This is a genomic window from Paraburkholderia sp., assembly GCF_024281035.1.
In the GTDB taxonomy this organism is placed as follows: domain Bacteria; phylum Pseudomonadota; class Gammaproteobacteria; order Burkholderiales; family Burkholderiaceae; genus Paraburkholderia.
The window spans coordinates 42,261-67,819 of sequence record NZ_JAMXLH010000037.1 but is presented as its reverse complement, the minus strand read 5'-3'; the positions used below and the strand labels follow the sequence as shown (position 1 = coordinate 67,819).

Here is a 25,559-nt window from a genome sequence, read left to right as displayed (position 1 = left end):
CGTGAGCGGTCGTTCGTGGGGTACCGCCGAAGTTCAGCGCGAGGGTCAGCGCACGACCATGTTCCCGCCGGCAATCAGCGCATGCACCGCCGCGGTACCCACGGCCGCGCCGAAGCGCTTGGCGAGCCGGTCTGTCAGGCTCTGCTTGACGGTGTAGTCGACGATATCGGGTGCCTTGATGACTTCGCGCGCGACGTAGTCGGTGTCGCCGAAGCCGTCCGCCAGACCCAGCTCGACGCTCTTCTCGCCGGTCCAGAAGAGCCCCGAGAAGATGTCCGGCGAGTCGTGCAGACGTTTGCCGCGGCCGGCCTTCACGGCGTCGATGAACTGCTGGTGGATCTGGTCGAGCATGACCTGTGCATGCGCGTCCATCTTCGGCGTATCCGGCGAGAACGGATCGTAAAAGCCCTTGTTCTCACCCGACTTGCGCAGGCGGCGCTGAACGCCGAGCTTGTCCATCAACCCGGTGAAGCCGAAGCCGTCCATCAGCACGCCGATCGAGCCGACGATGCTGGCCTTGTTCACGTAGATCTTGTCGGCGGCGGCGGCGACGTAATAGCCGCCCGAAGCGCACATGTCGCCCACCACGACGTAGAGCGGAATGGCCGGGTGCTTCGCGCGCAGACGCCGGATCTGTTCGTTGATGATGCTCGCCTGGACGGGACTTCCGCCCGGGCTGTCGATGCGCAGAATGACACCGGCCGTGCCGTCGTCGTCGAATGCCTCGTTGAGCGCGTTGCCGATATCCTCTGCGTTCGCGTTCGTATCTGACGAGATTTCGCCGTCAAGCGACACGAGCGCCGTATGGCGCGTGCCGGTTTCGACACGCGTGCCGGACAGACTCAGCACACCCCAGGCGATCGCCAACAGCCCCCCCAGAAACGCGAAGCGGAAAAAGATCTTCCAGCGGCGGGCGGCGCGCTGTTCTTCGATGGCGGCGAGCGCGATCCGCTCGAGCACCTCGCGCTCCCAGCCGGGGGCGGGCGCATTGCGGTCCGCCGAAGAGGGACGAACCGGCTCGTTCGGTTCAGGGGTCGGATTATCGGACATGCGTGCGGTGAATTATCAGGGTTGATGCGGACGCAGATCGTTGTCGGGGAGCCAGAATACCGCTCGTCCATCAGGCGTATCGCGTTCTTCGACGCGTACCCGTCGCAGACTCCCCCCGCGGCACGGTCCGCCAACGCATTTGCCGGTATCGGGCTGGTAGATCGCGCCGTGCGTCGCGCACATCAAGTATAGACCGGAGGATTCGAAGAACTGGCCCTCGACCCAGTCGAGCTCCATGGGGACGTGGGCACAGCGGTTCAGATAGCCGTAGACCTCGCCGCCGTAGCGCACGAAGAACACCACGGCGTCGCCGCCCGCCGAGGTTGCGTTCAGGCGCAGCCCCATGCCGCCTTCGAGCAGTTCCTCCGCCGCGCAGACGCGCACAGGATCGATGGCCGGTTCGCTCACGCGTATGCCCTCAGCCATGCAGCAAGCGACGCGACGTCCGGCGCGACGTAACGCGGCGCAAGCGCCTCGAGCGAATTCGCCGGATGCGCGCCGTAGCCCACGCCGACAGCGGCCACGCCCGCGTTGATGGCCATCTGCAGGTCGTGCGTCGTGTCCCCGATCATGACCGTGCGGCCGGCATCCTGCCCCAGTTCGCGCGTCAGTTCGTGGAGCATCGCCGGGTGCGGCTTCGAGAAGGTTTCGTCCGCGCAGCGCGTGCCGTCGAAGACACTCGTCAGGCGTGCCTCATCGAGCGCGCGGTTCAGGCCGACGCGGCTCTTGCCGGTCGCAACGGCCAGCAGGTAGCCACGCTCGCGCAGCTCGGCCAGCATCTCGCGCACGCCGACGAAGAGTTCGGTCGTCTGCTCGCGGGTCAGGAAATGGACGCGATAGCGCTCGACGAGCAGCGGATAGTCGGCCGGATCGAGCGTCGGCACGGCGATTTGCAGCGCCTCGCGCAAACCGAGGCCGATCACGTAGTTCGCGGCCTCGTCGCCGGGAACGGGCAGGCCGAGATCGCGGCAGGCAGCCTGAATGCTACGTGTGATGTGGGCGGTCGAATCCATTAGCGTGCCGTCCCAGTCGAACACGATCAGGTCAAATTGCTCTCGGGCCATGCGGTCCTTCTCCAAAAACGGTGGCGATCCAATCGTGCTTCTAGTCCTGTCGTGCGGCGGGCCTGACCGCGCCTTGCGGGCTTTCCTGGCCGTGCGCGCCATCGCGCTGCGCGCGCAGTTCGTCGACGAAGCGGCGGCATTCGGGCGGCAGCGGCGCCTCGAACTGGAGCGTCTCGCCCGTGACCGGGTGCGTAATCTTCAGCCGGTACGCGTGCAGGAACATGCGTTTGATCCCCGGATTCGCGCCCTGCCGGGCAAGCGCCTTGTTGAGCGCGAAGTCGCCGTACTTGGCGTCGCCGACGATCGGCAGCCCGAGGTGCGCGAGGTGAACGCGGATCTGGTGGGTGCGCCCCGTTTTCAGCTCGGCTTCGAGGAGCGCGTAGGCGGGCCAGCGCTCGACGAGGTTGAAGACCGTATGCGACTGCAGGCCGTCGGGCTGCACGCGCACGCGGCGCTCGCCTTCCGGGGTCAGATACTTGTGAAGCGGCTCCTTCACCGCGCGACGGCGGCCCCAGTCGCTCGCCCAGTCGCCGTGGACGCACGCGTAATAGCGCTTGTCCATCGCATTTTCGCGGATCTGCTCGTGCAGGCCGACCAGCGCCGCGCGCTTCTTGGCCAGCATGAGAATGCCGGAGGTCTCGCGATCGAGCCGGTGCACGAGTTCGAGGAACCGGCCTTGCGGGCGCGCCTCGCGCAACTGCTCGATCACGCCGAACGCCACGCCGCTGCCGCCGTGGACGGCGACGCCCGCGGGCTTGTCGATCACGAGCAGCGCCTCGTCCTCATAGAGCACCGGGAACTGTGCGGCAGGCACCGGCGCCGCACTGGCAACCGCGCCGGACTGCGCCGTACGCACGGGCGGCACGCGCACGACGTCGCCTTCGGCAAGCCGGTACTGCGCGTCGATCCGCCCCTTGTTCACACGGACTTCGCCGCTGCGCAGAATCCGGTAGATATGGCTTTTCGGCACGCCTTTGCAGATGCGCAGGAGGAAATTGTCGATGCGCTGACCGGCCGCGCCCTCGTCGATCTCGACGAACGAAACCTGGTCGCCTGCGACCTGATTCTGGGATGTTTTGCCTAACCCTTTCATTCTGAATATAATTTGCCCAGCGCCCACGCGACGGTCGACCGAACGGCTACAAGTTCCGTCAGGTTCTCGAACCGCGCTGCCGGCGCAGGCAGCAAGCGATAAACCGATATTTTACTTGCGCCCGGGGCTGGTTGCTCACCCCGTATGATGAGAAGCAACGAGTTGCACGCACGGAAAACCGCAGCGGCAGGGACGGCGCCCACAGGCACGTTCGGTCAGTAGCGGTTTCCGACGGTAACGGAAGGTTGGTATAAAGAATTCATCCGGCGAGTCCCGCCGCGCGGTCGAAGTGACCGGCGAGAGGACGCGCCGGTGGCGAAATACGGCGAGCGCCTGAAGCATCCCGGCAACGTGCGGGACAAGGCGACGTCAAAAGGTGGCGAGACACCCCGAGGGGGAAGACGGGCGTTCCTTGAATGCTTCCCGTTTGCGGCATGGGCCGCGAACCTGAATCTGCCGGCAGCGCGCGCGGTTCGCCGCTGCGGCAGGGCTGCATCGCTTTTTGTGTGTGCGCACGCCTTGCATCGCGCACCCGGCGGGCAGACCGGAAGCTCTGGAACAACGCGCCGTCGCGCTCCCGCGGCAAGTCACGCCGCTTGTTGAAGCCGTATTCGCATGTGCCCCGCGGCCCGTCCAGGGTGGCGCAGCCGTATGCTGCGCACCGCCTGGCCGGGCGCCCTGAAGGCAATTCTCCCCGCCATCGTTCCTGCTCCAGCGTGCTTGTGAAAACACAATAAAGCGCGGCATGCCGCTGCCCGTCCTGTGCCGCCAGGTTTCGTTCCTGGCGCCGGCGCGGGCCGCGCGCGAAGCCGCTCTGGAGCCGTTCAATGAAACGAATGCTGTTCAACGCGACGCAGCAGGAAGAACTGCGCGTCGCCATCGTCGATGGTCAGAAGCTGATCGACATCGACATCGAAACCGCCGGGCGCGAACAGCGCAAAGGCAATATCTACAAGGGGATCGTCACCCGCATCGAGCCGTCGCTCGAAGCGTGTTTCGTGAACTACGGCGAAGACCGCCACGGCTTTCTGCCGTTCAAGGAAGTCGCCCGCCAGTACTTCCGCGAAGGCGTCGACATGCGCTCCGCGCGCATCCAGGACGCCCTCAGGGAAGGTCAGGAACTGATCGTCCAGGTCGAGAAGGAAGAGCGCGGCAACAAGGGCGCGGCGCTCACCACGTTCATCTCGCTCGCGGGCCGCTACCTCGTGCTGATGCCGAACAACCCGCGCGGCGGCGGCGTGTCGCGCCGCATCGAGGGCGACGACCGTCAGGAACTGCGCGAAACCATGGCGCAGCTGCAACTGCCCGACGGCATGAGCATCATCGCCCGCACGGCCGGCATCGGCCGTTCGGCTGAAGAGCTCCAGTGGGACCTGAATTACCTGATGCAGCTGTGGCGCGCGATCGAAGCCGCGTCGCAGGCCGGCCAGAGCGGCCAGCCGATGCTGATTTACCTCGAATCGAGCCTCGTGATCCGCGCGATCCGCGACTATTTCCAGCCCGATATCGGCGAAATCCTCATCGACACCACCGAGATCTATGACCAGGCCCGCGCCTTCATGGATATCGTGATGCCGGACAACGTCAACAAGGTGAAGCGCTACCACGACGACGTCCCGCTCTTCTCGCGTTTCCAGATCGAGCACCAGATCGAGACGGCGTACTCGCGCACGGTGCCGCTGCCCTCGGGCGGCGCGATCGTGATCGACCACACCGAGGCGCTCGTCGCCATCGACGTGAACTCGGCGCGCGCCACCAAGGGCGCCGATATCGAGGAAACCGCCGCACGCACCAACCTCGAAGCAGCCGACGAAGTCGCGCGCCAGTTGCGTCTGCGCGACCTGGGCGGCCTGATCGTGATCGACTTCATCGACATGGAGTCGTCCAAGAGCCAGCGCGAAGTCGAGCAGCGCCTGAAAGACGCACTGCGCCACGACCGTGCGCGCGTGCAGATGGGCAAGATCTCGCGCTTCGGCCTGATGGAGCTGTCGCGCCAGCGTCTGCGCCCCGCCCTCTCGGAAGGCAGCCACGTCACCTGCCCGCGCTGTAACGGCACGGGCCATATCCGCGATACGGAATCGTCGGCGCTTCAGGTCCTGCGCATCATCCAGGAAGAGGCGATGAAGGAAAACACCGCGGCGATCCACTGCCAGGTGCCGGTCGAAGTGACCGCCTTCCTGCTCAACGAGAAGCGCTCGGAGATCAACAAGATCGAGTCGCGCTTCAAGGTTGCCGTCGTTCTGATCCCGAACAAGCATCTCGAAACGCCGCACTACAAGCTCGAGCGCCTGCGTCACGACGATGCACGCCTCGACGACCCGCGCGCGTCCTGGAAGATGGCCGAGGAAGCGGCTCGCGAACTCGAATCGGAAACCGGCTACAGCAAGCGCACCGCCGAGACCAAGCCGAAGCAGGAAGCCGCGGTCAAGGGCATTACGCCGGAGCGTCCGGCCCCGACTTCGGCGGCGAAGGCCGCCGAGGCCGCACCGGCGGCTGCACAGGCTGCCACGGCGGCAGCCGGCGGCGGTTTCTTCGGCTGGCTCAAGCGCCTCTTCGGCGGCGCACCGGCTGCGGCCCCCGCACCGGTCGCGACCGAGCAGCAGGACAAGACTGCCCGTCCGGCCCGCGGCGAGCGCACCGAGCGCGGCGAAAAAACGGGTGACCGTAACCGCAACCGCCGCCCCGGCGGCCGTGATGGAACAGGCCGCGGCGAAGGCGCCGGCGGTGCACGCGGCGGCCAGCCGTCGTCGCGCCGCGAAGAGCGTGAGCCGCGTGAATCGCGCGAGGGTCGTGAGCCGCGTGAAGGCCGTGAACCGCGTGAGGGTCGCGAACCGCGTGAAGGTCGCGAACCCCGTGAGGCGCGCGAGCCGCGTGAAGGCCGCGAGGCACGCGAGCCGCGCGAAGGGCGTGAAGGTCGCCAGGGCCGCGAAGGCCGTGAGGCACGCGAACCGCGCGAGCAGCGCATCGAACGCGTAGAACGCGGTCAGGACCGCAGCGAGACGGCGGAAGCCGACGCGCCGCGCGGCGAGCGCCGTGAACGCGGTGAGCGTGGCGAACGCGGTGAGCGCCGCCGTCCGCAGCAAGCGGCGGCTGCCGAAGCCCAGGAAACGCGTCTCGACGCGGCCGCCAGCGAAGCCGCTGGCGCCGTGCAGAGCGAAGGCCTCGCACCCGGCGCCACCGACGAGGATGCAGGCGCATCGCGTGACGGCGAGGAACGCCGCCGCCGCCGCCGCGGCCGCCGTGGCGGTCGTCGCGAGCGTGAAGAAGGCACCGCAGGCCTGACGGCCGAGGGCGCGCAGGAACGCGGCGCGGACGTCGAGGAATCGGCGCCCGTGCAGCCCGTCGACGTCGCTCCGGTTGAAGCGCCGGTTGTGGCCCCCGTTGCGGCGCCGGTCGTCGCGCAGCCTGAAGTCGAGGCCGAAGCGCCGTCGTCGAACGTGACCGTGCACGAAGTCGTCGCCGAAACGGTCGTCGTGACGCCGTTGCCGGAAGCCGCGCACTTCGTCGAGGCGAAGATCGAAGCGCACGAAGCGCACGTTGCCGCGCCGGTCGAACAGGCCGCTCCGGCAGCAGCCGAGGTCGCCGCTCCGGTCGCAGAAGCTGCAGCGACTGCAGAAGCGCCCCTGGCCGAAGCCCCCGCCGCTGAACCGGCTCCGGTCGAACCGGCCGCTCGCGAGCACCACGTGGAAGCCCCGGTCGCCGAGCAGTCGGCCGCCACGGCAGAACCGGCGCCGCAGCCGGTCGAGCCCGAAGCACGCGCCGAAGCTCCCGCAGCGCCCGCCGCTGCCGCAGAGCCCGTGACGCAAGCCGTCGCCCGCCCTGCTGCCGCAAGCACGCTGTCGTCCGAGGCACTGGAGCCGATGCTGGCCTCCGCCGGTCTCGTCTGGGTCAACACCAACACCGAGAAGCTGCGCGACGCCCAGGCGGCCGCCGCTCAGGTGGTGAAGCCCGCACGCGTGCCGCGCGAGCGCAAGGCGCTGCCGCCGGCCGATACGACGCCGATGCAGCAGGTCGAAACGCATCACGAGGCGCAGTAAGGCCCGTTTAGACGGGAGACGCCGGGCATCGCGCCCGCCGTCTCCGCGTCGATACGCGTAAGCAAGCCCGCCCGCCACGGCGGGCTTTTTTTTGATATATCAGCGTTCTCCCTTGTCGGTGGCCGGGCAGAGGTTCGGCTAGAATCTTTACAACATCTGAACGAAACCATCATGCCCCGACGCATCATCCCCGTTGCCGATGCTCGCTCGCTGCCGCCCCTGACGGCTGGCGACAGTCTGCGCACGCCCTCTGGCGAGGTGCTCGACACGCTCGCACGTCCGTTGAAGGATCTGCGCATCTCGGTCACGGACCGCTGCAATTTCCGTTGCGTCTACTGCATGCCGCGTGCGGTTTTCGACAAGAACTATCAATTCCTGCCGCACGACGCGCTTCTCACGCTCGAAGAAATCGAACGACTCGCGCGGCTTTTCGTCGCGCAAGGCGTCACGAAGATCCGCCTGACCGGCGGCGAGCCGCTGCTGCGCAAGAACATCGAATTCCTGATTGAACGTCTTGCTGCGTTGCGTACGCCCACAGGCGAGCCGCTCGATCTCACGCTCACCACCAACGGCTCGATCCTTGCGCGCAAGGCGCGCGCATTGCGCGACGCAGGGCTCACACGCGTCACGGTGAGCCTCGACGCGCTCGACGACGCCCTCTTTCGCCGCATGAACGACGCCGACTTCGCCGTCGCGGACGTGCTCGACGGCATCGAGGCCGCACACGCCGTCGGGCTCGCGCCGCTGAAGCTCAACATGGTGGTCAAGCGCGGCACCAACGACGGCGAAATCGTGCCGATGGCGCGTCACTTCCGCGGCTCGGGCGTTACGCTGCGCTTCATCGAATACATGGACGTGGGCACGTCGAACGGCTGGAACATGGCCGAAGTGATGCCGTCCGCCGAGGTCGTCGCGCGCATTGCCGAACACTTCCCGCTCGTGCCGCTCGAGGCGCACAGCGCAGCCGAAACCGCGCAGCGCTGGGGCTATGCCGACGGTGCGGGCGAAATCGGCGTGATTTCGAGCGTGACGCGCGCGTTCTGCGGCAACTGCACGCGCGCCCGCCTGTCGACCGAGGGCAAGGTGTATCTGTGCCTGTTCGCTTCGATGGGCTACGACCTGCGCGCACTCGTGCGCAACGGCACGAGCGACGAGACGATCTCGGCCGCCATTGCGCAGATCTGGTCAGGCCGCGCCGACCGCTACTCGCAGTTGCGCGGCAGCGACGCCGCACCGGCCGTCTCCGACGAGCACCGCATCGAAATGTCCTACATCGGTGGCTGACGCATCGATGGTTCCCGCTCTGTCTGCCGCCGTCATCACGGGTCTCGTGCTCGCGGGCGGGCGCGGCCAACGCATGGGCGGCGCCGACAAGGGCCTGCAGCTGCTGCATGGCCAGCCGCTCGCGGCGCACGTGCTCGCGCGTCTCGCGCCGCAGGTTGGCGCGCTCGCCATCAGCGCAAACCGGCATCAGGACGTGTACGCGGCGCTCGGCGCGCCGTGGCACGCCGCCGTCCTCGCCGATACATTGCCGGATTTTCCCGGCCCGCTCGCCGGTCTCCTCGCCGGGCTTCAGGCAGCGAAAACGCCATGGCTGCTAACCGCGCCGTGCGACTCGCCCTGGCTGCCCGCCGATCTCGCTGCGCGCCTGGCCGCGGCCGTGCTCGCGCACGACGCCGACATCGCCACCGTCGTCACGACGAACGCTACGGGCAACAACGCGGGCGAAACCTCACTGCATCCGGTGTTCGCGCTCGTGCGCACGTCGCTCGCCGACGACCTCGCGGCCTTTCTGGGCGCGGGCGAACGCAAGGTGCGCGCGTGGTACGCGCGCCACAAGACAATTGAAGTGAACTTTGCCGACGAGCGTGCGTTTTACAATATCAATTCCTTACAGGAACTCGCCGACCTCGACCGTGCCTGAAGAACGCGGCCGGCCTGCTTCCTGTCGCCGTCCATTACTCTCCGGCATGCCCAACAGGACGATCGCCGCACTCATGGTGCGGACGCGACGCTGCTCCCCCCGATGACCACGCATAACACTCTGTCCGGTTGCGTCACCCAGTACGATCCCCAAGCCTTGCCCGTCAGCGCCGCCCAGGCCATCGTGCTGCAATGGGTCACGCCGATCACGGCCAGCGAGCGGGTGCCGCTGCCTGACGCGCTTGCGCGCGTGCTCGCCCACGACGTGATCTCGCCGATCGACGTTCCCGCGCACGACAACTCCGCGATGGACGGCTACGCATTCGACGGCGCGGCGCTTGCTGCTGCAACGGGCATGCTCACATTGAACATTGCAGGCAAGGCCTTCGCCGGGCACCCGTTTACGGGCGAGATGCCGCCAGGCGCCTGCGTGCGCATCATGACCGGCGCGCCCATGCCCACCGGTTGCGACACGGTCGTGCCGCAGGAAAACACCCAGCGCGAAGGCGACAGCGTCACGTTCGCGGCGAATGCCGTGTCGCGCAGCGCGAACCGCCGCCGCAAGGGCGAGGATCTTGCGAAGGGCCGCGCCGCGCTGCGCGCCGGCCGCGTGCTGCGCGCCTCCGACATCGGCTTGCTGGCCTCGCTCGGGATCGTCGATGTCGACGTGAAACAGCGCCTGCGCGTGGCGTACTTCTCGACCGGCGACGAACTGCGCACGCCAGGCAGCCCGCTCGATGCGGGTTGCATCTACGACAGCAACCGCTACACGCTCGGCGCGATGCTCAAGCGTCTCGACGTCGAGGCAATCGATCTCGGCATGGTGCGCGACGAGCCGGCCGCGCTTGCGGCCACGCTCAAAGCGGCGGCACAAAGCGCAGACGTGGTGCTGACCTCGGGCGGCGTCTCGGTCGGCGATGCCGACTTCACACGCACGCAGTTGCAGACGCTCGGCGACGTCGAGTTCTGGGGCCTGGCGATGCGCCCGGGCCGTCCGCTCGCCTTCGGGCGCATCTGGTCGGGCGGCCAGCCCGGCGCGGGGCACCCGGCCCTCCTCTTCGGCTTGCCGGGCAACCCGGTTGCGACGATGGTCACCTTCTACCAGATCGTGCGCCCGGCGCTCCTCGCCATGGCCGGTGCGGCGCCGCAGCCCGTGCCGCTGATCCCGGCCCGCTGCGAGATACCGATCAAGAAACGTCCGGGGCGCACCGAATTCCAGCGCGGCGTCGCCGTGCGCGATAACGAGGGCCACTGGCTCGTCACGCCGACCGGCTCCCAGAGTTCCGGTGCATTGAGCACCATGAGCGAGGCAAATTGCTTTATCGTGCTCGCCCATGAAGCCGCCAGTCTCGATGCCGGCGACACGGTCGACATCATGCTTTTCGACGGACTCGTCTGAGACGGGCCGCCCCCTTACCAGCCATTGTCAAATTCGACACGTCCACCACGTCATACGGACCGACTCATATGAAAAAACAAATCTCGTTCATCGCTCCGGGGCAAACGGCCAAGGCGCTGATCCTCGTCTATCTGACGTTCAGCGTGCCGATCGTCCTGCTTGGCGTGCTCGTCGCGTTCATCCGTTACGGTTCGGTCGAACTCTCGACGATTTTCAGCGCGCTGCTGCTCAACGCGATTCTCGGCTTCGTGCTGCTGTGGATCGCCTGCCACGCGTACAACTGGGTCGCGTCGCGCTTCGGCGGCATCGAGATCCAGCTCTCCGACGTGCCGGAGGAAGCGTAATGACCGCTGCGATTCGCGCGGCCACGCCTGCCGACGTCGGCGCGATCCACGCGCTGATGTACGAGCTGGCCGAGTTCGAAAAGCTCACGCATCTGTTCGTCGCGACTCAAGACGCGCTCGCGGATGCGCTCTTTGGCGCCCGGCCTGCGGCTGAGGCGCTCGTCGCCGAGGACGCGGGGCGCATCGTCGCCTACGCGCTCTTCTTTCATAACTACTCGACGTTCCTCGGACGCCGCGGGCTCTATCTCGAAGACCTCTACGTCCAGCCGTCGCAGCGCGGCACGGGCCTCGGCACCGCGATGCTGCGCGCACTCGCGGCCATCGCCGTCGAACGGAAATGCGCCCGCTTCGAGTGGACCGTGCTCGACTGGAATCAGCCCGCCATCGGCTTCTACGAAAAAATGGGCGCGACCGTGCTGCCCGACTGGCGCGTCGTTCGCATGACCGGCGAGGCGCTCGAACAACTCGCCGCACCCGTCGAACAGGCCGCCAGCCAGGCCGGTTGACGGCGCGGCACTACTGGCAGAAAAAAAACGGGCCGCCTGCGCTTCCTCGCAGGCGGCCCGTTTTGCGTTGACGTTTGAGTCTTAAGTCTTGCGTCTCTTGAGTCGTCATTCGCGCAGCTTGCGCGACTACTCGTCGCCAGCGCCGTTGCGCAGCGCGTCGCCGAGCAGGTTCGTCGCCTCTTCGCCCGGCAATGCCTCCACGTCGCGCAGCTTACGGTTCATCGCACGCGTGCGCACCTCCGCTGCCTCGATCGAGCGCGCCACCGTCTCAAGCTGCGTCTTGGTCTTCGCGAGCACGTCGCCGAACTTGCCGAACTCGGTCTTCACCGCGCCCAGCACCTGCCACACCTCGCTCGAACGACGCTCGATAGCCAACGTCCGAAAACCCATCTGCAGGCTGTTGAGCAGCGCCGTCAGCGTGGTCGGCCCCGCCACCGTCACGCGGAAGTCGCGCTGCAACAGATCGGTGAGACCCGGGCGGCGCAGGATTTCCGCGTAGAGACCTTCGGTCGGCAGGAACAGCAGCGCGAAATCGGTCGTGTACGGCGGCGCGACGTACTTCTCGGCAATCGTGCGCGCCTCCGCCTTGATGCGCGCCTCCAGCGCACGGCCAGCCTCGTCGATGGCCGCGACGTCGGCGCGCTCCTGCGCATCGATCAGGCGCTCGTAGTCCTCGCGCGGAAATTTCGCATCGATGGGCAGCCACACCGGCGCGGCCCCATTGGCCACACCCGCGCCAGCGCCCGCGCCAGCGCCCGCGCCCGCGTCGCCGCGGCCCGGCAGGCGAATCGCGAACTCGACCCGCTCGCTGCTCTTCGGCACCGTCGCGACATTCTTCGCATATTGATCGGGCGTGAGCACCTGTTCGAGCAGTGCTTCGAGCTGCACTTCACCCCACGTGCCGCGCGTCTTTACGTTCGTGAGCACCTTCTTCAGGTCGCCGACGCCGGCCGCGAGCGTCTGCATTTCGCCGAGCCCGCGATGCACCTGTTCGAGCCGATCGGACACGAGCTTGAACGATTCGCCAAGGCGCTGTTCGAGCGTCGCGTGCAGTTTCTCGTCGACGGTGCGGCGCATTTCCTCCAGCTTCGCGGCGTTGTTCGCCTCGATGTCCTTCAAGCGCTGCTCGAGCGTCGCGCGCACTTCGGCGAAACGACGGTCGTTGGCCTCGGTGAGCTGCGCGAGCTGCTGCGCGAGCACGTTGCCGAAGTGGCGCAGCGCCGCGCCCTGCTCGTCGCGCGCCTGCTGCGCCTGCTGCTGCAGGCTCTGGCGCACGGCTTCGAGCTGCTGCGCATTGGTCTCGGTGAGCTTGACGAGCTGCTGCGCAAAACCGTCGATCTGGCTGTTCTGCACCGTCGCAATGCTCGTGAGATGCGACGCGAGCGCCTGCTGCACCTGCGCGAAGCCGCCGCCGAACTCGCTGCGCGACGCCTGCGCGGTGCGCGCGATCTCGTTGCGCAGTTCGCGCTCGATGCGCTCGGCTGCGCGCGCCTGCGTGTCGGTCGATGCGGCGAGCCGGTCGCTCAGGGCGTCGAGCGCGTGGTGGAGCGCGTCGGCGTCGGCGTCATCGCCGCTGCGCGCGCGCTGCAACGCGACGAGCGCCACCACGAGTGCAACAGCGACCAGCAGCGTCGCAGCGGACATCAGGAACAACGGGCTCATGAACGGGCTTTCCCCATCACGGCGGGATTGATCGGACTGGGCGGCTGGCCCGCGCGCGGACCGGCGCCCAGCGCGGCGATGAGGTTGTCGGCGGCGAGGTTCGCCATGGCGCGGCGCGTCGCTTCGCTCGCGCTCGCGATGTGCGGCGTCAGCACGACATTGGGCACGGTCAGCAGCGCCGGATTCACGCTCGGCTCGCCCTCGAATACATCGAGGCCCGCAGCCGCGATGCGACGCTCGCGCAGCGCCTCGGCCAGCGCCGCATCGTCGACGATGCCGCCGCGCGCGATGTTGGTGAGCGTGGCGGTGGGCTTCATCAGCGCGAATTCAGCCGCGCCGATCGTGTGGTGATTGTCCGCCGTGTACGGCAAGACGAGCACGACGTGATCGGCTTCGCGCAAAAGCGCTTCTTTCGTGCGGTATTCGGCGTTCAGTTCCGCCTCGATTTCGGGCGCGACGCGCGAACGGTTGTGATAGACCACGCGCATGTTGAAGCCCCTCGCGCGCCGTGCGATCGCCTGGCCGATGCGGCCCATGCCGACGATGCCGAGCGTCGAGCCGTACACGTCCGCGCCGAGCATCATGTCGTACGCCCATTTCTGCCACTTGCCCGCGCGCAGGAAGTGCTCCGATTCGGTGATGCGGCGCGCCGTGGCCATCATCAGCGCCCAGCCGAAATCGGCGGTGGTTTCGTTGAGCACGTCGGGCGTATTGGTGCCGAGCACGTTCGCGGCATTGAACGCGGCCATGTCGAAGTTGTTGTAGCCGACGGCCATGTTCGCGACCACGCGCAGCTTCGGCGCGGCGGCAAGCACCGCGGCGCCGATCGGGTCGCCCGCGGTCAATGCGCCATCCTTGTCGGCGAGACGGCGCGCGAGTTCACCGGCGGGAAGTGCGTCGCCGTTGTTCCAGTCGACGTCGAAATATTGCTTGAGCCGCTCGATCACGTCCGGAAAGATCGGCCGCGCCACAAGGATCTTCTGCATCATTGCTCTCCACTTCAGGTTCGATTGCGCATGCGTTGCCCGCGTTGCGTCATTGTCGGGCACCGCTTGCGGCGCCGCTAGGCGAAAAAGAGCCAGGCGGTCGCCAAAAAGACCGGCACGAGTATCGCGCACGACCAGCCAAGATAGCCGAAGAAACCCGGCATGCGCACGCCGCGCGATTCCGCGATCGCCTTCACCATGAAATTCGGCGCGTTGCCGATGTAGGTCATCGCGCCCATCAGCACCGCGCCCGCCGAAATCGCGGCGAGCGTCTTCGCGCCGGCCGTCATCAGCGTCGGGGCGTCGCCGCCCGCGAGATTGAAGAACACGAGATACGTCGGCGCGTTATCGAGGAACGACGACAGGAGACCGGTCGCCCAGAAATAGGCGATGCCGTCGGTTTGGCCCGGCGTCGCGTTCACGAGCTGGATCAGGTGCGCAAATGCGCCCGCCTCCCCCGCGCGCAGGATCAGGATAACCGGCGTGATCGTCGCGAAGATGCCCGCGAAGAGCTTCGCGACTTCGACAATGGGCGCCCAGCTGAAGTCGTTGGCGGCGCGGACCGCGCGCGGCGTGAGCGCAAGCGACGCCAGCGCGAGCGCCACGAGCCCCGCGTCGCGCAGCAGATTCTGGAGTTCGACGTGCGCGCCCGCGAAGGCGAACGACAGACCGGGTTTCCAGATGCCGCTCATGAGCACGAGCGCGACGGCGAGCGCGAGCAGCACGAAGTTGATCTTGCCGCCGATGCCGGACTGGCCGCTGTCGCTCGTCACATCGGGCGTCAAATCGGGCGTCGAGTCGGGAGTCACATCGGGCGTCGTATCGAGGGCGGCGGCGCGCGCATCGCCTGCCCGGCTGAAGAGCCACGCATCGAGCGCGTAAAACACCGTGAGCAGCACGCCGCAGACGAACAGCATCGGCAGCGCAAGGTGCTGAGCAGTCCAGAAGAAGCCAACGCCATTCAGGAAGCCGAGAAAGAGCGGCGGATCGCCGAGCGGCGTGAGCAAGCCGCCAGCATTCGCGACGAGAAAGATAAAGAACACGACGACGTGAGCGTTGTGGCGCCGGTTGTCGTTGGCGCGCAGGAGCGGGCGGATCAGCAGCATGGCCGCGCCGGTCGTGCCCATGACGCTCGCGAGCAGCGTGCCGAGCGCGAGCATCGCGGTGTTCGTGCGCGGCGACCCGCGCAGGTTGCCGTAGACGCAGATGCCGCCCGCGATCGTGTATAGCGCGCCGACCAGCGCGATAAACGGCAGATATTCGTCGATGAGCGCATGCAGCAACATCGGCCACGTGGCGGCGACGCCGTGCAGCGCGGCGAACGGCAGCACGAATGCGAGCGACCAGGCGGCGGCGATCTTGCCGAAATGGTGATGCCAGAATGCTGGCGCGAGCATCGGACAGAGCGCGATCGACAGCAGCAGGCCTGCGAACGGCAAGGCCCAGCTCGCGGAGAGTGTGGCCACTTCGACGCCCTCGGCATACGCGTACTCGGGCATCAAACCCCAGGCCAGCGCGGCGCCTGTTCCGGTCGCTGCGCGACGCGTCCCATTCATGACTTGCCCGCAACGGCGCAGCGCCGCATGCCAGCTCCCGGTGTGCGCGCGTGGCCCGCGCGCCGGCATGGTCCCCTTACGCGCCATGCACGACGACGACATGTACGCGGTACGGCCCGTGCGCGCCGAGGACGATGGTCTGCTCGATGTCGCCGGTGCGCGACGGCCCCGAGACAAAGTTGACCGCGCGCGGCAACTCGCCGCGTTCGCTGCGAATCAGCGCGAAGGCATCTTCCTGACCGGCCACGATGCGCGAGGCTGGCACGACCGCGATGTGCGTCTCGGGCAGGAGCGCGCCCGAAGCCCACGTTTGCGGGCTCGACAGCAACACGAGCGTGCCGGTCTCGGCGGTCGCGCAAAAGCAGCCCGTAAGGCCGACGAGATCGCGGTCGCCCGGCTTGCGGAATTCGACGGAAAGTCCTGCGGCAGCCCAGTCGAACGCGTCGAGCGTCTGCCAGGCGACGGCCTGCATCGGCAAGTTGTGCTGAGCGAGATAGCGCTCGACGACGGCGGGAACCGCGGCGAGGCCTTCGACCTCGTCGACGGTCGAGGACATCTTCTGCGCCTCGCGTACGAAGTGCGCGACGAGATCGCCCTCGACCGGCGGACGCGGGCCTTCGGGATGGCGCTCGAGGTAGTCGGTTGCGGCCTCGCGCTCGGCGGCGTCCGGCGTCGCGCTGCGACCCTGGGCCGCGCGAATGCGCGCGAGTATGCTGTGGCGGGCAGCCGTGGTATCCATAGGGAGTCCTCGGTTTGTTGAAGTCGGACGTGCGCCGATTATACCGGCGCGATGTGCGCGGAAGACGGCTGCTGCGCGCCCATGAACCGCGAGAGCATCACCTCGCGCCCCTTCAACTACGCGTTCGCGCAGTCTTCGTCGGGCAGCCTCTCGATACCGAACACCTGGCGCAGATACGCGAGATACGCGCGGTCGTTGCACATGTTCTTGCCCGGCGAATCCGAAAGCTTGGCAACCGGCTGACCGTTGCAGCGGACCATCTTGATGACGATCTGCAGCGGCTGGTAGCCGAGGTCGTTCGTGAGGTTCGTGCCGACGCCGAACGCAAGCTTGCAACGTCCGCGAAAGCGCTCGTAAAGGCGCAGCACCTTGGGGATGTCGAGCGCATCCGAAAAAATCATCGTCTTCGTGCGCGGGTCGCAGCGGTTGTCCGTGTAGTGCTGGAGCAGGCGCTCGCCCCAGTCGAACGGATCGCCGGAATCGTGGCGCGCGCCGTCGAAAAGCTTGCAGAAATACATGTCGAAATCGCGCAGGAACGCCTTCATGCCGTAGACGTCCGAAAGCGCGATGCCGAGGTCGCCGCGATACTCCTTCGCCCACATCTCGAAGCCGTAGATCTGCGAGTCGCGCAAACGCGGGCCGAGCGCCTGGCAGGCCTGCAGATATTCGTGCGCCATCGTGCCGAGCGGCGTGAGATTGTGCTTCATCGCGTAGTACACGTTGCTCGTGCCCGCGAACTGCTCGCCGAGATCCTGCGTGAGCGTGAGGATCACTTCCTCGTGCCAGCGCTTCGAGAAACGGCGGCGCGTGCCGTAGTCGGCGATCTTGCAGTCTGCGAATTCCGGCTTCGCGCCGAGCAGTTCGATCTTGTGGCGCAGGCGCTCGCGGCCTTCGCCGTACTGCGGAGCCTGCTGCGTGTTGCGGAAGTACACCTCGTTGACGATCGCGAGCACCGGGATCTCGAAGAGGATCGTGTGCAGCCAGGGGCCCGTGATTTCGATGTCGATCTCGCCGTTTTGCTTCGGCGAAGGCGTGACGGAAATGTATTTCTCGCTCAGATGGAAGAGCGCGAGGAAATCGAGGAAATCGCTCTTGATGAAGCGCAGGCGGCGCAGATACTCGAGTTCGGCCTCGGTGAAGCGCAGACGGCAGAGCTTCTGGATTTCGCTCCTGATTTCGTCGACGTAGGGCACGAGGTCGATGTCCGGCGTGCGGCAGCGAAAGCGGTATTCCACGCTCGCGGCCGGGAAGTGATGCAGCACCACCTGCATCATCGTGAATTTGTAGAGATCGGTGTCGAGCAGCGAAGTAATGATCATGGTGAATCGGCCGGACTGCATTCTGAGGACGCGGGCCTGCGAAAACCTGCGCAACACCCGGACCCGCGGCGCAACAGCGCACGCGCGGGTCCCGGCAGGCGCCGCGCCAGCGGTGCGACAATGTTACCCGATTGCATGCGCGCCTTGCCGGGCGGACTGCACGCGCGCGCGCACCGCTGCGCGGCTGCACGCCCGCGCGGACAGCAGGGACAATGGGCACGCACGCTCGCGGCTGCAATAAACTAATCACGAAACGATCTGATAACGGGCGCTTGCCTCTGGCTGGGAGAATTCGCGTTCAGTTACAATAGCGTTTTTGGCGCAGGCGCCTGGCGCACGCACCATCCCCCCGATACAAAGCATGCAGGAGTTGCCTGAATGACCCACGTTGTGACCGAAAGCTGCATCAAGTGCCGCTATACCGATTGCGTCGATGTGTGCCCGGTGGACTGCTTTCGCGAAGGTCCCAACTTCCTCGCGATTGACCCGGACGAGTGCATCGACTGCGCCGTGTGCGTGGCTGAGTGCCCGGTGAACGCCATCTACGCCGAAGAAGACGTGCCTGGCGACCAGCAGAACTTCATCGACCTGAACGCCGAACTGGCAAAGGGCTGGCCGAGCATCACGAAGACCAAGTCGCCGCTGCCCGAAGCCGACGAGTTCAAGGACGTGAAGGACAAGCTCGGGATGCTCCAGCGCTAAACAGCGCTTCCGGCGTGCCTCGCGCCGCGTTGTAAAAGCGCGGCGCAAAGCAGCGTGCTGTGCGTGGTCTCTGCTGAGGCTGCTGGCGCGGTTGCTGCTAAAGCTGCCACGGCTGCGGTGAGCAGCCACATCACACTCTCCATTGCGGTCTTCACGGCCGTTGCGTCGTCCGGCAACGAATTGCCTTAAGGATGGCGCAAGAGGTGTTGACAGATCCCACAGCGCCCCATAGAATTTCGTTCTCTGCTTTTGTTGATCCCCGATAGCTCAGTCGGTAGAGCGCCGGACTGTTAATCCGTAGGTCCCTGGTTCGAGCCCAGGTCGGGGAGCCAAGAATTTGGCACAGGATTGCAAAAGCCCGTTGACCATAACGGGTTTTTTTATGTAGTGAAGATTTGCTGTATTGCTGTTCCCCGATAGCTCAGTTGGTAGAGCGCCGGACTGTTAATCCGTAGGTCCCTGGTTCGAGCCCAGGTCGGGGAGCCAAAAATCGAAGGCGTTGCGCGAATTTCGTGCAACGCCTTTTTTCTTTTTCGCGGCTTCTCACCTCGTGCGCATCCGACGCCACAGCAACGTCACGAAAGCCCCGCGCCCTGCCCGATAATAGCGTCTGGTCCTCTTCGGGAATCCCCATGAAAGTGTTTCGTCTCGCCTCCCTGCTGTCGCGCGCCGCCGTCGCCGGTGCATGCCTCGGCGCACTCGCCACCGCACACGCCGAAGAGATCGGCAGCGTGAATACGAATTTCCGCATCACCGGATCGGATCGCGTGGTCGTCGAAGCCTACGACGATCCGCAGGTGAAGGGCGTCACCTGCTACGTCTCGCGGGCACGCACGGGCGGCGTGAAGGGCACGCTTGGCATTGCCGAGGATCCCACCGAAGCCTCCATCGCGTGCCGCCAGGTCGGGCCGCTGTCGTTCACGGGCCCGCTCAAGCAGCAAGCCGATGTCTTCAGCGAGCGCATGTCGTTTCTCTTCAAGACGCTGCACGTCGTGCGCGTCGTGGATGCCAAGCGCAACGCCCTCGTCTACCTGACCTACAGCGACCGTGTCGTGAGCGGCAGCGCGAAAAACAGCGTGAGCGCCGTGCCGGTGCCGCCTGAAACGGCAATCCCGCTGCGCTAGCCGCCGCGCTAAACTTGGGGCTTGCTTCGGACTCCCGTCATGACCGCCCGCCGTTTTCGCGATTCCGCCCGCTACTGGCGCACGCCGCTGTTGCCTGGCGCGGATCTGCTCACCGCCGAATATCACGAGCACACGTTCGCGCCGCACTGGCACGACGCCTACGCGATCCCCGTGATCGAAGAAGGCGCCGAGTGCTATCGCTATCGGGGCACGCAGTACGTCGCGGAAGCGGGCACGGTGCCGGTCATCAGTCCGGGCGAGCTGCACACGGGCTCGCGCGCGGTCGACGAGGGCTGGCGCTATCGCGTGATGTACGTTCCCGTCGACTATCTGCAAGCTCTCGCCGCCGAAATCGCGGGCCGCGCGCAGCCGCTGCCGTGGTTCGGCGCCGATGTGATCCGCGATCCCGATCTGGCCCGCCGCCTCTCGCGCGCCCACCAGTTGCTCGAAGCCGACACCGACCGGCGCCGCTCAGGCTCAGGCTCAGGCTCCGGCATCGGCGCCGATTCCGTACCCGCTGGTGACGCGCTAGCCGTGGAAGGCGCCCTCCTCGACGCGCTCTCGACGCTGCTCGTGCGCCACGGCAGCACGGCCGAAGCACCGTTGCGCCCGCAGACGAACGATCCGCGCGTCGAGACGATGAAATCCCTGCTCGCCGCCGACCTCGCCACGCCGCTGCGCGTGGCCGACCTCGCGGAAGCGGTCGGCCTCTCGCCGTTCCATGCGACGCGGCTTTTCACCCAGGCGACCGGCCTGCCGCCGCACGCGTGGCGCACGCAGCTGCGTTTGCAGCGCGCGCTCGCGCCGCTGCGCGCGGGCGCGTCGGTCGCCGATGTGGCCGCCGCCAGCGGCTTCACCGATCAGAGCCATTTCACACGGCACTTTCGGCGCGTGTTCGGTGTGCCGCCTGGGCGCTGGCAGTCGTCGTAGAGCCTCAAAACCGGCAGAACCCGCCGCAGAACGCACGGCAGACCCCGTAGAACCCGCGTGCAACCGGCCCATCGGTTCCGGCCCCACGCCACACGCTCCCATCCGTCCCCGCCCGCCACCGGCGCAAGAACGTACAAGCCGCGCGCACGCGCGCCCGTTATGCTGTCGTCCTGTATCAGGAGGACAGTTTGACCACGCATCCCACCCGCTCCCAGGAATTCGTCTCGGGCGCACGCGACACCATCCCGATGATGGTCGGCGCCGCGCCCTTCGGCGTGATCTTCGGCACGCTCGTCACCTCGGGCCCGCTCGCGCTCTGGCATGGCCAGTTGATGTCGCTCGCCGTCTTCGCTGGTTCCGCGCAGTTCATTGCGCTCGGCCTGATCGCCTCGCACGCGAGCTTCATCGTGATCTGGGCGACCACGCTCGTCGTCAACCTGCGCCACGTGCTCTATAGCGCGACGCTCGCGCCCTACGTCTCGCATCTGCCGCTGCGCTGGCGTCTCGTGCTGGGCGGCCTGCTCACCGACGAAGTCTTCGCCGTCGCCTGGGCTCACTTTCGCCGCCACCCGCCCGGCGATGACATCTCGCCGTGGCACTTCTTCGGCTCCGGCGTCGCGATGTACGTCAACTGGCAGATCTGGACCGCCGTCGGCCTGCTGTTCGGCGCCGCGTTTCCCGGCCTGCAGTCGCTCGGCCTCGACTTCGCGATGGTCGCCACCTTCATCGCCATCGTCGTGCCGCAGCTCGTCGCCGTGCGCTACATCGCCGCTGCCGTGACCGCCGGTGCGCTCGCGTTCTTCTGGCAAGCCTGGCCGTACAAGCTCGGCCTGCTCGCCGCCGTGCTGGCGGGCGTCGCAGTCGGCGTCGTGCTCTCGCTGCCGCGCGGCTCGCGCGACAGTGCCGGTCCGGCACGCCCCGCAGGCGCCGCGCGCAATACCGCAGGAGCCGGCCAATGAACTACGTTGTCCTCATTCTCGGCATGGCCGTCATCACCTGGCTCGTGCGCACCGCCGTCTTCGTGCTGGGCGAGCGGCTCGTGTTCCCGCCGCTCGTGCGCACCGCGCTCGGCTTCGTGCCCGTGACCGTGCTGACCGCGATCATCGTGCCGATGGCCGTTTCGCCGCACGGCCAGGGCGCCGAACTCACGTGGCGCAATCCGCAGCTGGTCGGCGCGCTCGCAGCGATCGTGGTCAGCGCGCTCACGCGCCGGCCGCTCGTCACGATCGCAGTCGGCCTTGCCGTGTTCTTCCTCTGGCAAGGCGTCGTCCTGCGCTGACTGATCTGGCAAACCCGCAGGCAAAACCGCACGCAAAACCGCAGGCAAAGCCGCCAGCAAACCGCGAGCAAAACCGCCGGCGGGTTCGCCCCGCCAGGCGCGACCCGCGCGTCCCCGCTCAAGTTTCCTTTCGTTTCGCCGTTAATCCCGTCAAAGCCTGCTTCGGCGCCACTGACCACGTGCTCGCGGTCGGCGGTTCCTGCGCGCGGTGCATCTTGCGTCGGCACGATGCAATACGGCACGGATTACACGGGACGACCACATGGGGCACATCACCCTCAATCTCAAGGACGAAACGCTTGCGACGCTGCGCAAGGACTTCGAAGCCTTCTTGCGCGTGTCGCTTAAGCTCGATCCGCAGTTCGCGACGCCGTCGTTCGAGGATTTCCTGCGCGCCAAGCTGCTCGACAACATGGTGCCGCTCACGGAGCACGCGGTGCAGCGCATGTTGGCGGGCGGGCAGTATGCCTGGGCCAAGCGCACGCTCGACAAGGAATTCCCCGAAGTGGTCTCGATCCTGATGCGGCAGGCAACCGAATTTGGCTTCGGCTTTGCGTCGCGCCCTGAGTGGACGCCCGAGGAACTGACCAAGCAGTGCCGGGATTGGGCGGAGGCGATCGTCACCGAAGCGCAGGGCGAATCGATGCTGATCGATCCGCTCGCGGCGCAGATCAAGGCGTCCGTGCAGGACATGCGGGTGCTCGAAGAGACGATGCAGACGCCCGCGTGGCGCCTCTCCGAATCGATGCGCCAGCGCATCTACGAAGCGAAGATCGGCTGCGAAACGAGCACCGGCAGTACCGCGCGCGAGCGCCTGGGCGAACTGCGCGGGCTGCTGCGCCTTGCGATCAACCACGGCGCGTTCCAGAAGCAGGAAGCGCAGCAGATCGTCGAGTATCTGCGCCTGTTAAAGCCGGAGATTTTCGTCGAGGAACCCGACGACCTCTTCTCGCGCATGGCCGCCTGGTTGCGCAACGTGTTCATCCCGCCCCGGAACAACGAGCCGCACGGCCACAATCCCACCAAGATGCAGTAAGCCGCACCAAGCCACACCAGGCCGGCCGGCGCCCACGCTGAAGCGGCCTACTCCCACATCTTCCGGAGCTTCGCGCCGATCTCGATCTTCGCTTTCGCGGCGGCCGCGAGGCCTGCGGCACCCGGCGCCGTCACCACGGGCGCGGGCGGCCAGGCGCACGACTCGAAGAGCGGCAGCGCGGACGCCGCAATGAAACGCGTCCGCGACGCCCAGACATGGCGGTCGCCCGACGCAGTCTGGTTGTGCACGTAGAAGCGCTGCGGCACGACAATGTGCAGATCTTCCTTCGCGCGCGTCATCGCCACATACAGCAGACGCCGCTCTTCCTCGAGTTCCTCGTCGCTGCCCGCGCCCAGATCGGACGGAATGCAGCCATCCACGCCGTTGAGCACGAACACGTTGCGCCACTCCTGCCCTTTGGCCGAATGGATCGTCGAGAGAATCAGGTAGTCCTCGTCGAGCAGCGGATCGGCCGATTCGGCGCTCGTCGCATCCGGCGGATCGAGCGTGAGTTCCGTGAGGAAGCGCTCGCGCGACGCGTAGGTGCTCGCAATGCTCTCCATTTGCAGCAGGTCCGCGAGCCGCGCGGACGCGTCTTCGTGATTGCGCTCCAGATGCGGCTCGTACCAGCGCCGCACCAGCTCGAATTCGGCGGGCCACGGCGTCGCACGCGCACCGACGTTCTCGATCAGCGCGGCGAACGCGGCCCAGTCGGCCGCCGCGCGCGGCGGCGGCGCGAACGCGGCGAGCGCCTCGGCGGCGCGATACGCGCCCGTACACGCCGCAACCTGATCGAGCAGCCGCGCAGCCGTGGCCGGACCGACGCCCGGCATCAGCTGGGTCACGCGAAAGCCCGCGACGCGGTCAAGCGGATTCTCGGCCCAGCGCAGCACCGCGAGCACGTCCTTGACGTGCGCGGCATCGAGAAAGCGCAGCCCGCCGAACTTCACGAACGGAATGTTGCGGCGCGCGAGTTCGATTTCGAGCGTCGCGCTGTGGTGCGCGGCGCGAAACAGCACGGCCTGCTGCTTGAGCTTCATGCCCTCCTCGCGCGCCGCGAGAATCTGCTCGACCACATAGCGCGCCTGGGTGGCTTCGTCCGCGACGGTCACGAGACGCGGACGCTGCGCCGATGCCTGCTCGCTCCAGAGGTTCTTCGTGAAGCGCTCGCGCGCGGCGTCGATCACGGCGTTGGACGCGGCGAGAATCGGCTGCGTCGAGCGGTAGTTGCGCTCGAGCGTCACCTGGCGCGCAGGCGGATCGAAGTGCGCCGGGAAGTCGAGGATGTTGCGCACGGTCGCGCCGCGAAACGAATAGATCGCCTGCGCGTCGTCGCCGACCACCGTGAGCCCGCGCCCGTCGGGCTTGAGCGCGAGCAGGATCGCGGCCTGCAGGCGGTTGGTGTCCTGATACTCGTCCACCAGAACGTGATCGAAGCGGGCCGCGAGATCGGCGGCAATCGACGGTTCGGCAGCCATGTGCGCCCAGTAGAGCAGCAGGTCGTCGTAGTCGAGGACGTTCTGCTTCTGCTTCGCATCGACGTACGCCGCGAAGAGCGCGCGCAGTTGCGGTTCCCATTCGAGGCACCACGTGAACGCCCGATTGAGGACCTCCGCGAGCGTATCCGTGGTGTTGACGACCCGCGAGTAGATGGCCAGACACGTGGACTTCGACGGGAAGCGCTTGTCTTTCGCCGACAAACCAAGCTCATGGCGCACAAGGTTCATCAGATCGGCGGAATCCTCACGGTCGTTGATCGTGAACGCGGGCGACAAGCCGATGTGTTCGGCGTACTCGCGCAGCAGGCGCGCGCCGATGCCATGAAACGTGCCCGCCCACGTGAGCCCCTGGGCGAGCGTAGCCGCCGCGCCTGGCACGCCGGCGGCGATGCGGCCGACGCGGCGCGTCATTTCGAGCGCCGCGCGCCGCGAGAAAGTTAGCAGCAGGATACGGTGCGGATCGGCGCCGTTGACAACCAGATGGGCGACGCGATGGGCGAGCGTATTGGTTTTGCCCGAACCCGCGCCCGCGATGACGAGCAGCGGCGGCGGCAGCGTCGCGCCCGGAGCGAATGCGCCGGGGCCGCCATGTTCGACGGCGGCGCGCTGCGCGTCGTTGAGCTTCGCGAGCCAGGCGGCGGTGCTCGGAGCGGGGTTTTCGACAACGGTGGACACGGCAGTGGGCGTCAGGGATCGGGGGCGGCGACGCATACTGTATATCCATACACCCCGCGCCCGCAAGCGCCGTTCGCACCGCGATCTGGCGGCATTTATGGCCGAACGGCAGCGGTTCGGCGCAGCGCGCCACGGCGTATCCTCTCTGAAGCCATGTTGCGTGCGAGAACACCGACATTGGGTCAACGCACGGTACAAGACCGCAGCACATGGCCGCATCACATCGCTTATGATGCGAACCCTTCGACTCACCCGATTCCGGCCGTCTGAAAGGCCGGAGAACCGTACACGCCATGCCTAACCTCGATTTCACGCTGACCGGCGATTTCGTCGAACTGCACAACCTCCTGAAGATCACCGGACTCGCCGATAGCGGCGGCTCGGCCAAACAGATCGTCGCTTCGGGCGCGGTCAAGGTGGACGGCGAAGTCGAACTGCGCAAGACCTGCAAGATTCGCGCGGGCCAGGTGGTGCTGCTCGGCGACACGCGCATCGCCGTGCGCGAAGCCGATTGAAAGAAGCCGATTGAAAGAATTCGCACCAAAAATGGGCTTCGTGATCGACAACGCCGCCATCCGGCCATAAGCTGTGAGCTTCGACAGAACGCCCTCTCCTCTCTAACGTATACGCGGCGCG

23 protein-coding genes and 2 tRNA genes are annotated in these 25,559 nt (G+C 66.8%); 15 read left to right on the top strand and 10 right to left on the bottom strand.

Annotated elements, in window-relative coordinates; translation table 11 throughout:
- Nucleotides 1-45 precede the first annotated feature (45 nt).
- From Q0L30_RS13225 to Q0L30_RS13210, 4 genes are read right to left on the bottom strand one after another with little or no spacing between them, the layout of a single operon-like run.
- Complete coding sequence (locus Q0L30_RS13225) at nucleotides 46-1,050, bottom strand: S49 family peptidase (RefSeq protein ID WP_296655780.1); 1,005 nt, start codon at nucleotides 1,048-1,050, stop codon at nucleotides 46-48.
- Between the two features lie 15 nt (nucleotides 1,051-1,065).
- Nucleotides 1,066-1,476, bottom strand: coding sequence for a Rieske 2Fe-2S domain-containing protein (locus tag Q0L30_RS13220; protein WP_296655778.1), 411 nt, complete (start codon nucleotides 1,474-1,476; stop codon nucleotides 1,066-1,068).
- Complete coding sequence (locus Q0L30_RS13215; protein ID WP_296655775.1) at nucleotides 1,455-2,114, bottom strand: HAD-IIIA family hydrolase; 660 nt, start codon at nucleotides 2,112-2,114, stop codon at nucleotides 1,455-1,457. Before Q0L30_RS13215 ends, Q0L30_RS13220 begins: the two co-directional genes overlap by 22 nt.
- Before the next feature lie 40 nt (nucleotides 2,115-2,154).
- A complete protein-coding gene (locus tag Q0L30_RS13210; protein ID WP_296655773.1) occupies nucleotides 2,155-3,207 on the bottom strand; it encodes an RluA family pseudouridine synthase in 1,053 nt (350 codons plus the stop codon).
- An 827-nt stretch (nucleotides 3,208-4,034) separates the two neighbouring features.
- Here Q0L30_RS13210 and Q0L30_RS13205 point away from each other — a divergent pair.
- From Q0L30_RS13205 to Q0L30_RS13180, 6 genes are all read left to right on the top strand, one after another.
- On the top strand, nucleotides 4,035-7,244 hold the full coding sequence (locus tag Q0L30_RS13205; protein WP_296655771.1) for an Rne/Rng family ribonuclease: 3,210 nt from the start codon (nucleotides 4,035-4,037) through the stop codon (nucleotides 7,242-7,244).
- Between the two features lie 171 nt (nucleotides 7,245-7,415).
- On the top strand, nucleotides 7,416-8,528 hold the full coding sequence (moaA, locus tag Q0L30_RS13200; RefSeq protein ID WP_296655769.1) for a GTP 3',8-cyclase MoaA: 1,113 nt from the start codon (nucleotides 7,416-7,418) through the stop codon (nucleotides 8,526-8,528).
- Between the two features lie 7 nt (nucleotides 8,529-8,535).
- Complete coding sequence (gene mobA / locus Q0L30_RS13195; protein ID WP_296655767.1) at nucleotides 8,536-9,168, top strand: molybdenum cofactor guanylyltransferase MobA; 633 nt, start codon at nucleotides 8,536-8,538, stop codon at nucleotides 9,166-9,168.
- 102 nt (nucleotides 9,169-9,270) lie between these two features.
- The gene (gene glp / locus Q0L30_RS13190; RefSeq protein ID WP_296655764.1) at nucleotides 9,271-10,566 is read left to right on the top strand and encodes a gephyrin-like molybdotransferase Glp; all 1,296 of its coding nucleotides are present in this window, start codon (nucleotides 9,271-9,273) and stop codon (nucleotides 10,564-10,566) included.
- A gap of 68 nt (nucleotides 10,567-10,634) precedes the next feature.
- Nucleotides 10,635-10,910 carry a hypothetical protein gene (locus Q0L30_RS13185; protein ID WP_296655762.1) on the top strand — a complete coding sequence of 92 codons (276 nt, stop codon included), beginning with the start codon at nucleotides 10,635-10,637 and terminating at the stop codon, nucleotides 10,908-10,910.
- On the top strand, nucleotides 10,910-11,416 hold the full coding sequence (locus Q0L30_RS13180) for a GNAT family N-acetyltransferase (protein WP_296655759.1): 507 nt from the start codon (nucleotides 10,910-10,912) through the stop codon (nucleotides 11,414-11,416). Before Q0L30_RS13185 ends, Q0L30_RS13180 begins: the two co-directional genes overlap by 1 nt.
- A 126-nt stretch (nucleotides 11,417-11,542) precedes the next feature.
- On the opposite strand, the gene Q0L30_RS13175 is transcribed toward Q0L30_RS13180, so the two are convergent.
- From Q0L30_RS13175 to pncB, 5 genes are all read right to left on the bottom strand, one after another.
- Nucleotides 11,543-13,078, bottom strand: coding sequence for a DNA recombination protein RmuC (locus Q0L30_RS13175; protein WP_296655757.1), 1,536 nt, complete (start codon nucleotides 13,076-13,078; stop codon nucleotides 11,543-11,545).
- Complete coding sequence (locus Q0L30_RS13170; RefSeq protein WP_296655755.1) at nucleotides 13,075-14,064, bottom strand: D-glycerate dehydrogenase; 990 nt, start codon at nucleotides 14,062-14,064, stop codon at nucleotides 13,075-13,077. Before Q0L30_RS13170 ends, Q0L30_RS13175 begins: the two co-directional genes overlap by 4 nt.
- A 77-nt stretch (nucleotides 14,065-14,141) precedes the next feature.
- Entirely contained in the window at nucleotides 14,142-15,563 is a 1,422-nt protein-coding gene (locus tag Q0L30_RS13165; protein ID WP_296656906.1) for a sodium:proton antiporter, read from the bottom strand.
- A gap of 133 nt (nucleotides 15,564-15,696) precedes the next feature.
- Nucleotides 15,697-16,359, bottom strand: a complete 663-nt coding sequence (locus Q0L30_RS13160; protein ID WP_296655753.1) for a lactate utilization protein C — start codon at nucleotides 16,357-16,359, stop codon at nucleotides 15,697-15,699.
- A 116-nt stretch (nucleotides 16,360-16,475) separates the two neighbouring features.
- Nucleotides 16,476-17,678 carry a nicotinate phosphoribosyltransferase gene (pncB, locus tag Q0L30_RS13155; protein WP_296655750.1) on the bottom strand — a complete coding sequence of 401 codons (1,203 nt, stop codon included), beginning with the start codon at nucleotides 17,676-17,678 and terminating at the stop codon, nucleotides 16,476-16,478.
- Nucleotides 17,679-18,056: 378 nt separating this feature from the next.
- Here pncB and fdxA point away from each other — a divergent pair, with 378 nt between their 5' ends.
- The 8 genes from fdxA to Q0L30_RS13115 all read left to right on the top strand — a co-directional run bounded on the left by fdxA (nucleotide 18,057) and on the right by Q0L30_RS13115 (nucleotide 22,749).
- Nucleotides 18,057-18,380 (top strand): ferredoxin FdxA, encoded by a 324-nt coding sequence (gene fdxA, locus Q0L30_RS13150; protein WP_293033682.1) that lies wholly within the window; start codon nucleotides 18,057-18,059, stop codon nucleotides 18,378-18,380.
- A 256-nt stretch (nucleotides 18,381-18,636) separates the two neighbouring features.
- Nucleotides 18,637-18,712, top strand: a tRNA-Asn gene (locus Q0L30_RS13145).
- A 78-nt stretch (nucleotides 18,713-18,790) separates the two neighbouring features.
- Nucleotides 18,791-18,866 (top strand) — tRNA-Asn (locus Q0L30_RS13140).
- Nucleotides 18,867-19,012: 146 nt separating this feature from the next.
- Complete coding sequence (locus Q0L30_RS13135) at nucleotides 19,013-19,504, top strand: CreA family protein (RefSeq protein WP_296655746.1); 492 nt, start codon at nucleotides 19,013-19,015, stop codon at nucleotides 19,502-19,504.
- 39 nt (nucleotides 19,505-19,543) lie between these two features.
- On the top strand, nucleotides 19,544-20,434 hold the full coding sequence (locus Q0L30_RS13130) for an AraC family transcriptional regulator (RefSeq protein ID WP_296655744.1): 891 nt from the start codon (nucleotides 19,544-19,546) through the stop codon (nucleotides 20,432-20,434).
- A gap of 248 nt (nucleotides 20,435-20,682) precedes the next feature.
- Complete coding sequence (locus Q0L30_RS13125) at nucleotides 20,683-21,393, top strand: AzlC family ABC transporter permease (RefSeq protein WP_296656905.1); 711 nt, start codon at nucleotides 20,683-20,685, stop codon at nucleotides 21,391-21,393.
- Nucleotides 21,390-21,713 carry an AzlD domain-containing protein gene (locus Q0L30_RS13120; RefSeq protein WP_296655740.1) on the top strand — a complete coding sequence of 108 codons (324 nt, stop codon included), beginning with the start codon at nucleotides 21,390-21,392 and terminating at the stop codon, nucleotides 21,711-21,713. The genes Q0L30_RS13125 and Q0L30_RS13120 overlap by 4 nt, the downstream gene beginning before the upstream one ends.
- A gap of 262 nt (nucleotides 21,714-21,975) precedes the next feature.
- A complete protein-coding gene (locus tag Q0L30_RS13115; protein WP_296655738.1) occupies nucleotides 21,976-22,749 on the top strand; it encodes a DUF4088 family protein in 774 nt (257 codons plus the stop codon).
- A gap of 47 nt (nucleotides 22,750-22,796) precedes the next feature.
- Here Q0L30_RS13115 and Q0L30_RS13110 read toward each other — a convergent pair whose 3' ends face one another.
- Nucleotides 22,797-24,923, bottom strand: a complete 2,127-nt coding sequence (locus Q0L30_RS13110; RefSeq protein ID WP_296655736.1) for an ATP-dependent helicase — start codon at nucleotides 24,921-24,923, stop codon at nucleotides 22,797-22,799.
- Nucleotides 24,924-25,216: 293 nt separating this feature from the next.
- On the opposite strand from Q0L30_RS13110, the gene Q0L30_RS13105 reads away from it, so the two are divergent.
- On the top strand, nucleotides 25,217-25,438 hold the full coding sequence (locus Q0L30_RS13105; protein ID WP_233863831.1) for an RNA-binding S4 domain-containing protein: 222 nt from the start codon (nucleotides 25,217-25,219) through the stop codon (nucleotides 25,436-25,438).
- Nucleotides 25,439-25,559 lie beyond the last annotated feature (121 nt).

Bases quoted from the DNA above. Each gene is read 5' to 3' on its own strand.
- Q0L30_RS13180 (WP_296655759.1), top strand. From the start codon at position 10,910: ATGACCGCTGCGATTCGCGCGGCCACGCCTGCCGACGTCGGCGCGATC.
- Q0L30_RS13160 (WP_296655753.1), bottom strand. From the start codon at position 16,359: ATGGATACCACGGCTGCCCGCCACAGCATACTCGCGCGCATTCGCGCG.
- Q0L30_RS13220 (WP_296655778.1), bottom strand. From the start codon at position 1,476: ATGGCTGAGGGCATACGCGTGAGCGAACCGGCCATCGATCCTGTGCGC.
- Q0L30_RS13175 (WP_296655757.1), bottom strand. From the start codon at position 13,078: ATGAGCCCGTTGTTCCTGATGTCCGCTGCGACGCTGCTGGTCGCTGTT.
- Q0L30_RS13135 (WP_296655746.1), top strand. From the start codon at position 19,013: ATGAAAGTGTTTCGTCTCGCCTCCCTGCTGTCGCGCGCCGCCGTCGCC.
- Q0L30_RS13210 (WP_296655773.1), bottom strand. From the start codon at position 3,207: ATGAAAGGGTTAGGCAAAACATCCCAGAATCAGGTCGCAGGCGACCAG.
- mobA (WP_296655767.1), top strand. From the start codon at position 8,536: ATGGTTCCCGCTCTGTCTGCCGCCGTCATCACGGGTCTCGTGCTCGCG.
- Q0L30_RS13205 (WP_296655771.1), top strand. From the start codon at position 4,035: ATGAAACGAATGCTGTTCAACGCGACGCAGCAGGAAGAACTGCGCGTC.
- fdxA (WP_293033682.1), top strand. From the start codon at position 18,057: ATGACCCACGTTGTGACCGAAAGCTGCATCAAGTGCCGCTATACCGAT.
- glp (WP_296655764.1), top strand. From the start codon at position 9,271: ATGACCACGCATAACACTCTGTCCGGTTGCGTCACCCAGTACGATCCC.
- Q0L30_RS13225 (WP_296655780.1), bottom strand. From the start codon at position 1,050: ATGTCCGATAATCCGACCCCTGAACCGAACGAGCCGGTTCGTCCCTCT.
- Q0L30_RS13125 (WP_296656905.1), top strand. From the start codon at position 20,683: ATGATGGTCGGCGCCGCGCCCTTCGGCGTGATCTTCGGCACGCTCGTC.
- Q0L30_RS13165 (WP_296656906.1), bottom strand. From the start codon at position 15,563: ATGCCCGAGTACGCGTATGCCGAGGGCGTCGAAGTGGCCACACTCTCC.
- Q0L30_RS13130 (WP_296655744.1), top strand. From the start codon at position 19,544: ATGACCGCCCGCCGTTTTCGCGATTCCGCCCGCTACTGGCGCACGCCG.
- Q0L30_RS13120 (WP_296655740.1), top strand. From the start codon at position 21,390: ATGAACTACGTTGTCCTCATTCTCGGCATGGCCGTCATCACCTGGCTC.
- pncB (WP_296655750.1), bottom strand. From the start codon at position 17,678: ATGATCATTACTTCGCTGCTCGACACCGATCTCTACAAATTCACGATG.
- Q0L30_RS13215 (WP_296655775.1), bottom strand. From the start codon at position 2,114: ATGGCCCGAGAGCAATTTGACCTGATCGTGTTCGACTGGGACGGCACG.
- Q0L30_RS13105 (WP_233863831.1), top strand. From the start codon at position 25,217: ATGCCTAACCTCGATTTCACGCTGACCGGCGATTTCGTCGAACTGCAC.
- Q0L30_RS13115 (WP_296655738.1), top strand. From the start codon at position 21,976: ATGGGGCACATCACCCTCAATCTCAAGGACGAAACGCTTGCGACGCTG.
- Q0L30_RS13170 (WP_296655755.1), bottom strand. From the start codon at position 14,064: ATGCAGAAGATCCTTGTGGCGCGGCCGATCTTTCCGGACGTGATCGAG.
- Q0L30_RS13185 (WP_296655762.1), top strand. From the start codon at position 10,635: ATGAAAAAACAAATCTCGTTCATCGCTCCGGGGCAAACGGCCAAGGCG.
- moaA (WP_296655769.1), top strand. From the start codon at position 7,416: ATGCCCCGACGCATCATCCCCGTTGCCGATGCTCGCTCGCTGCCGCCC.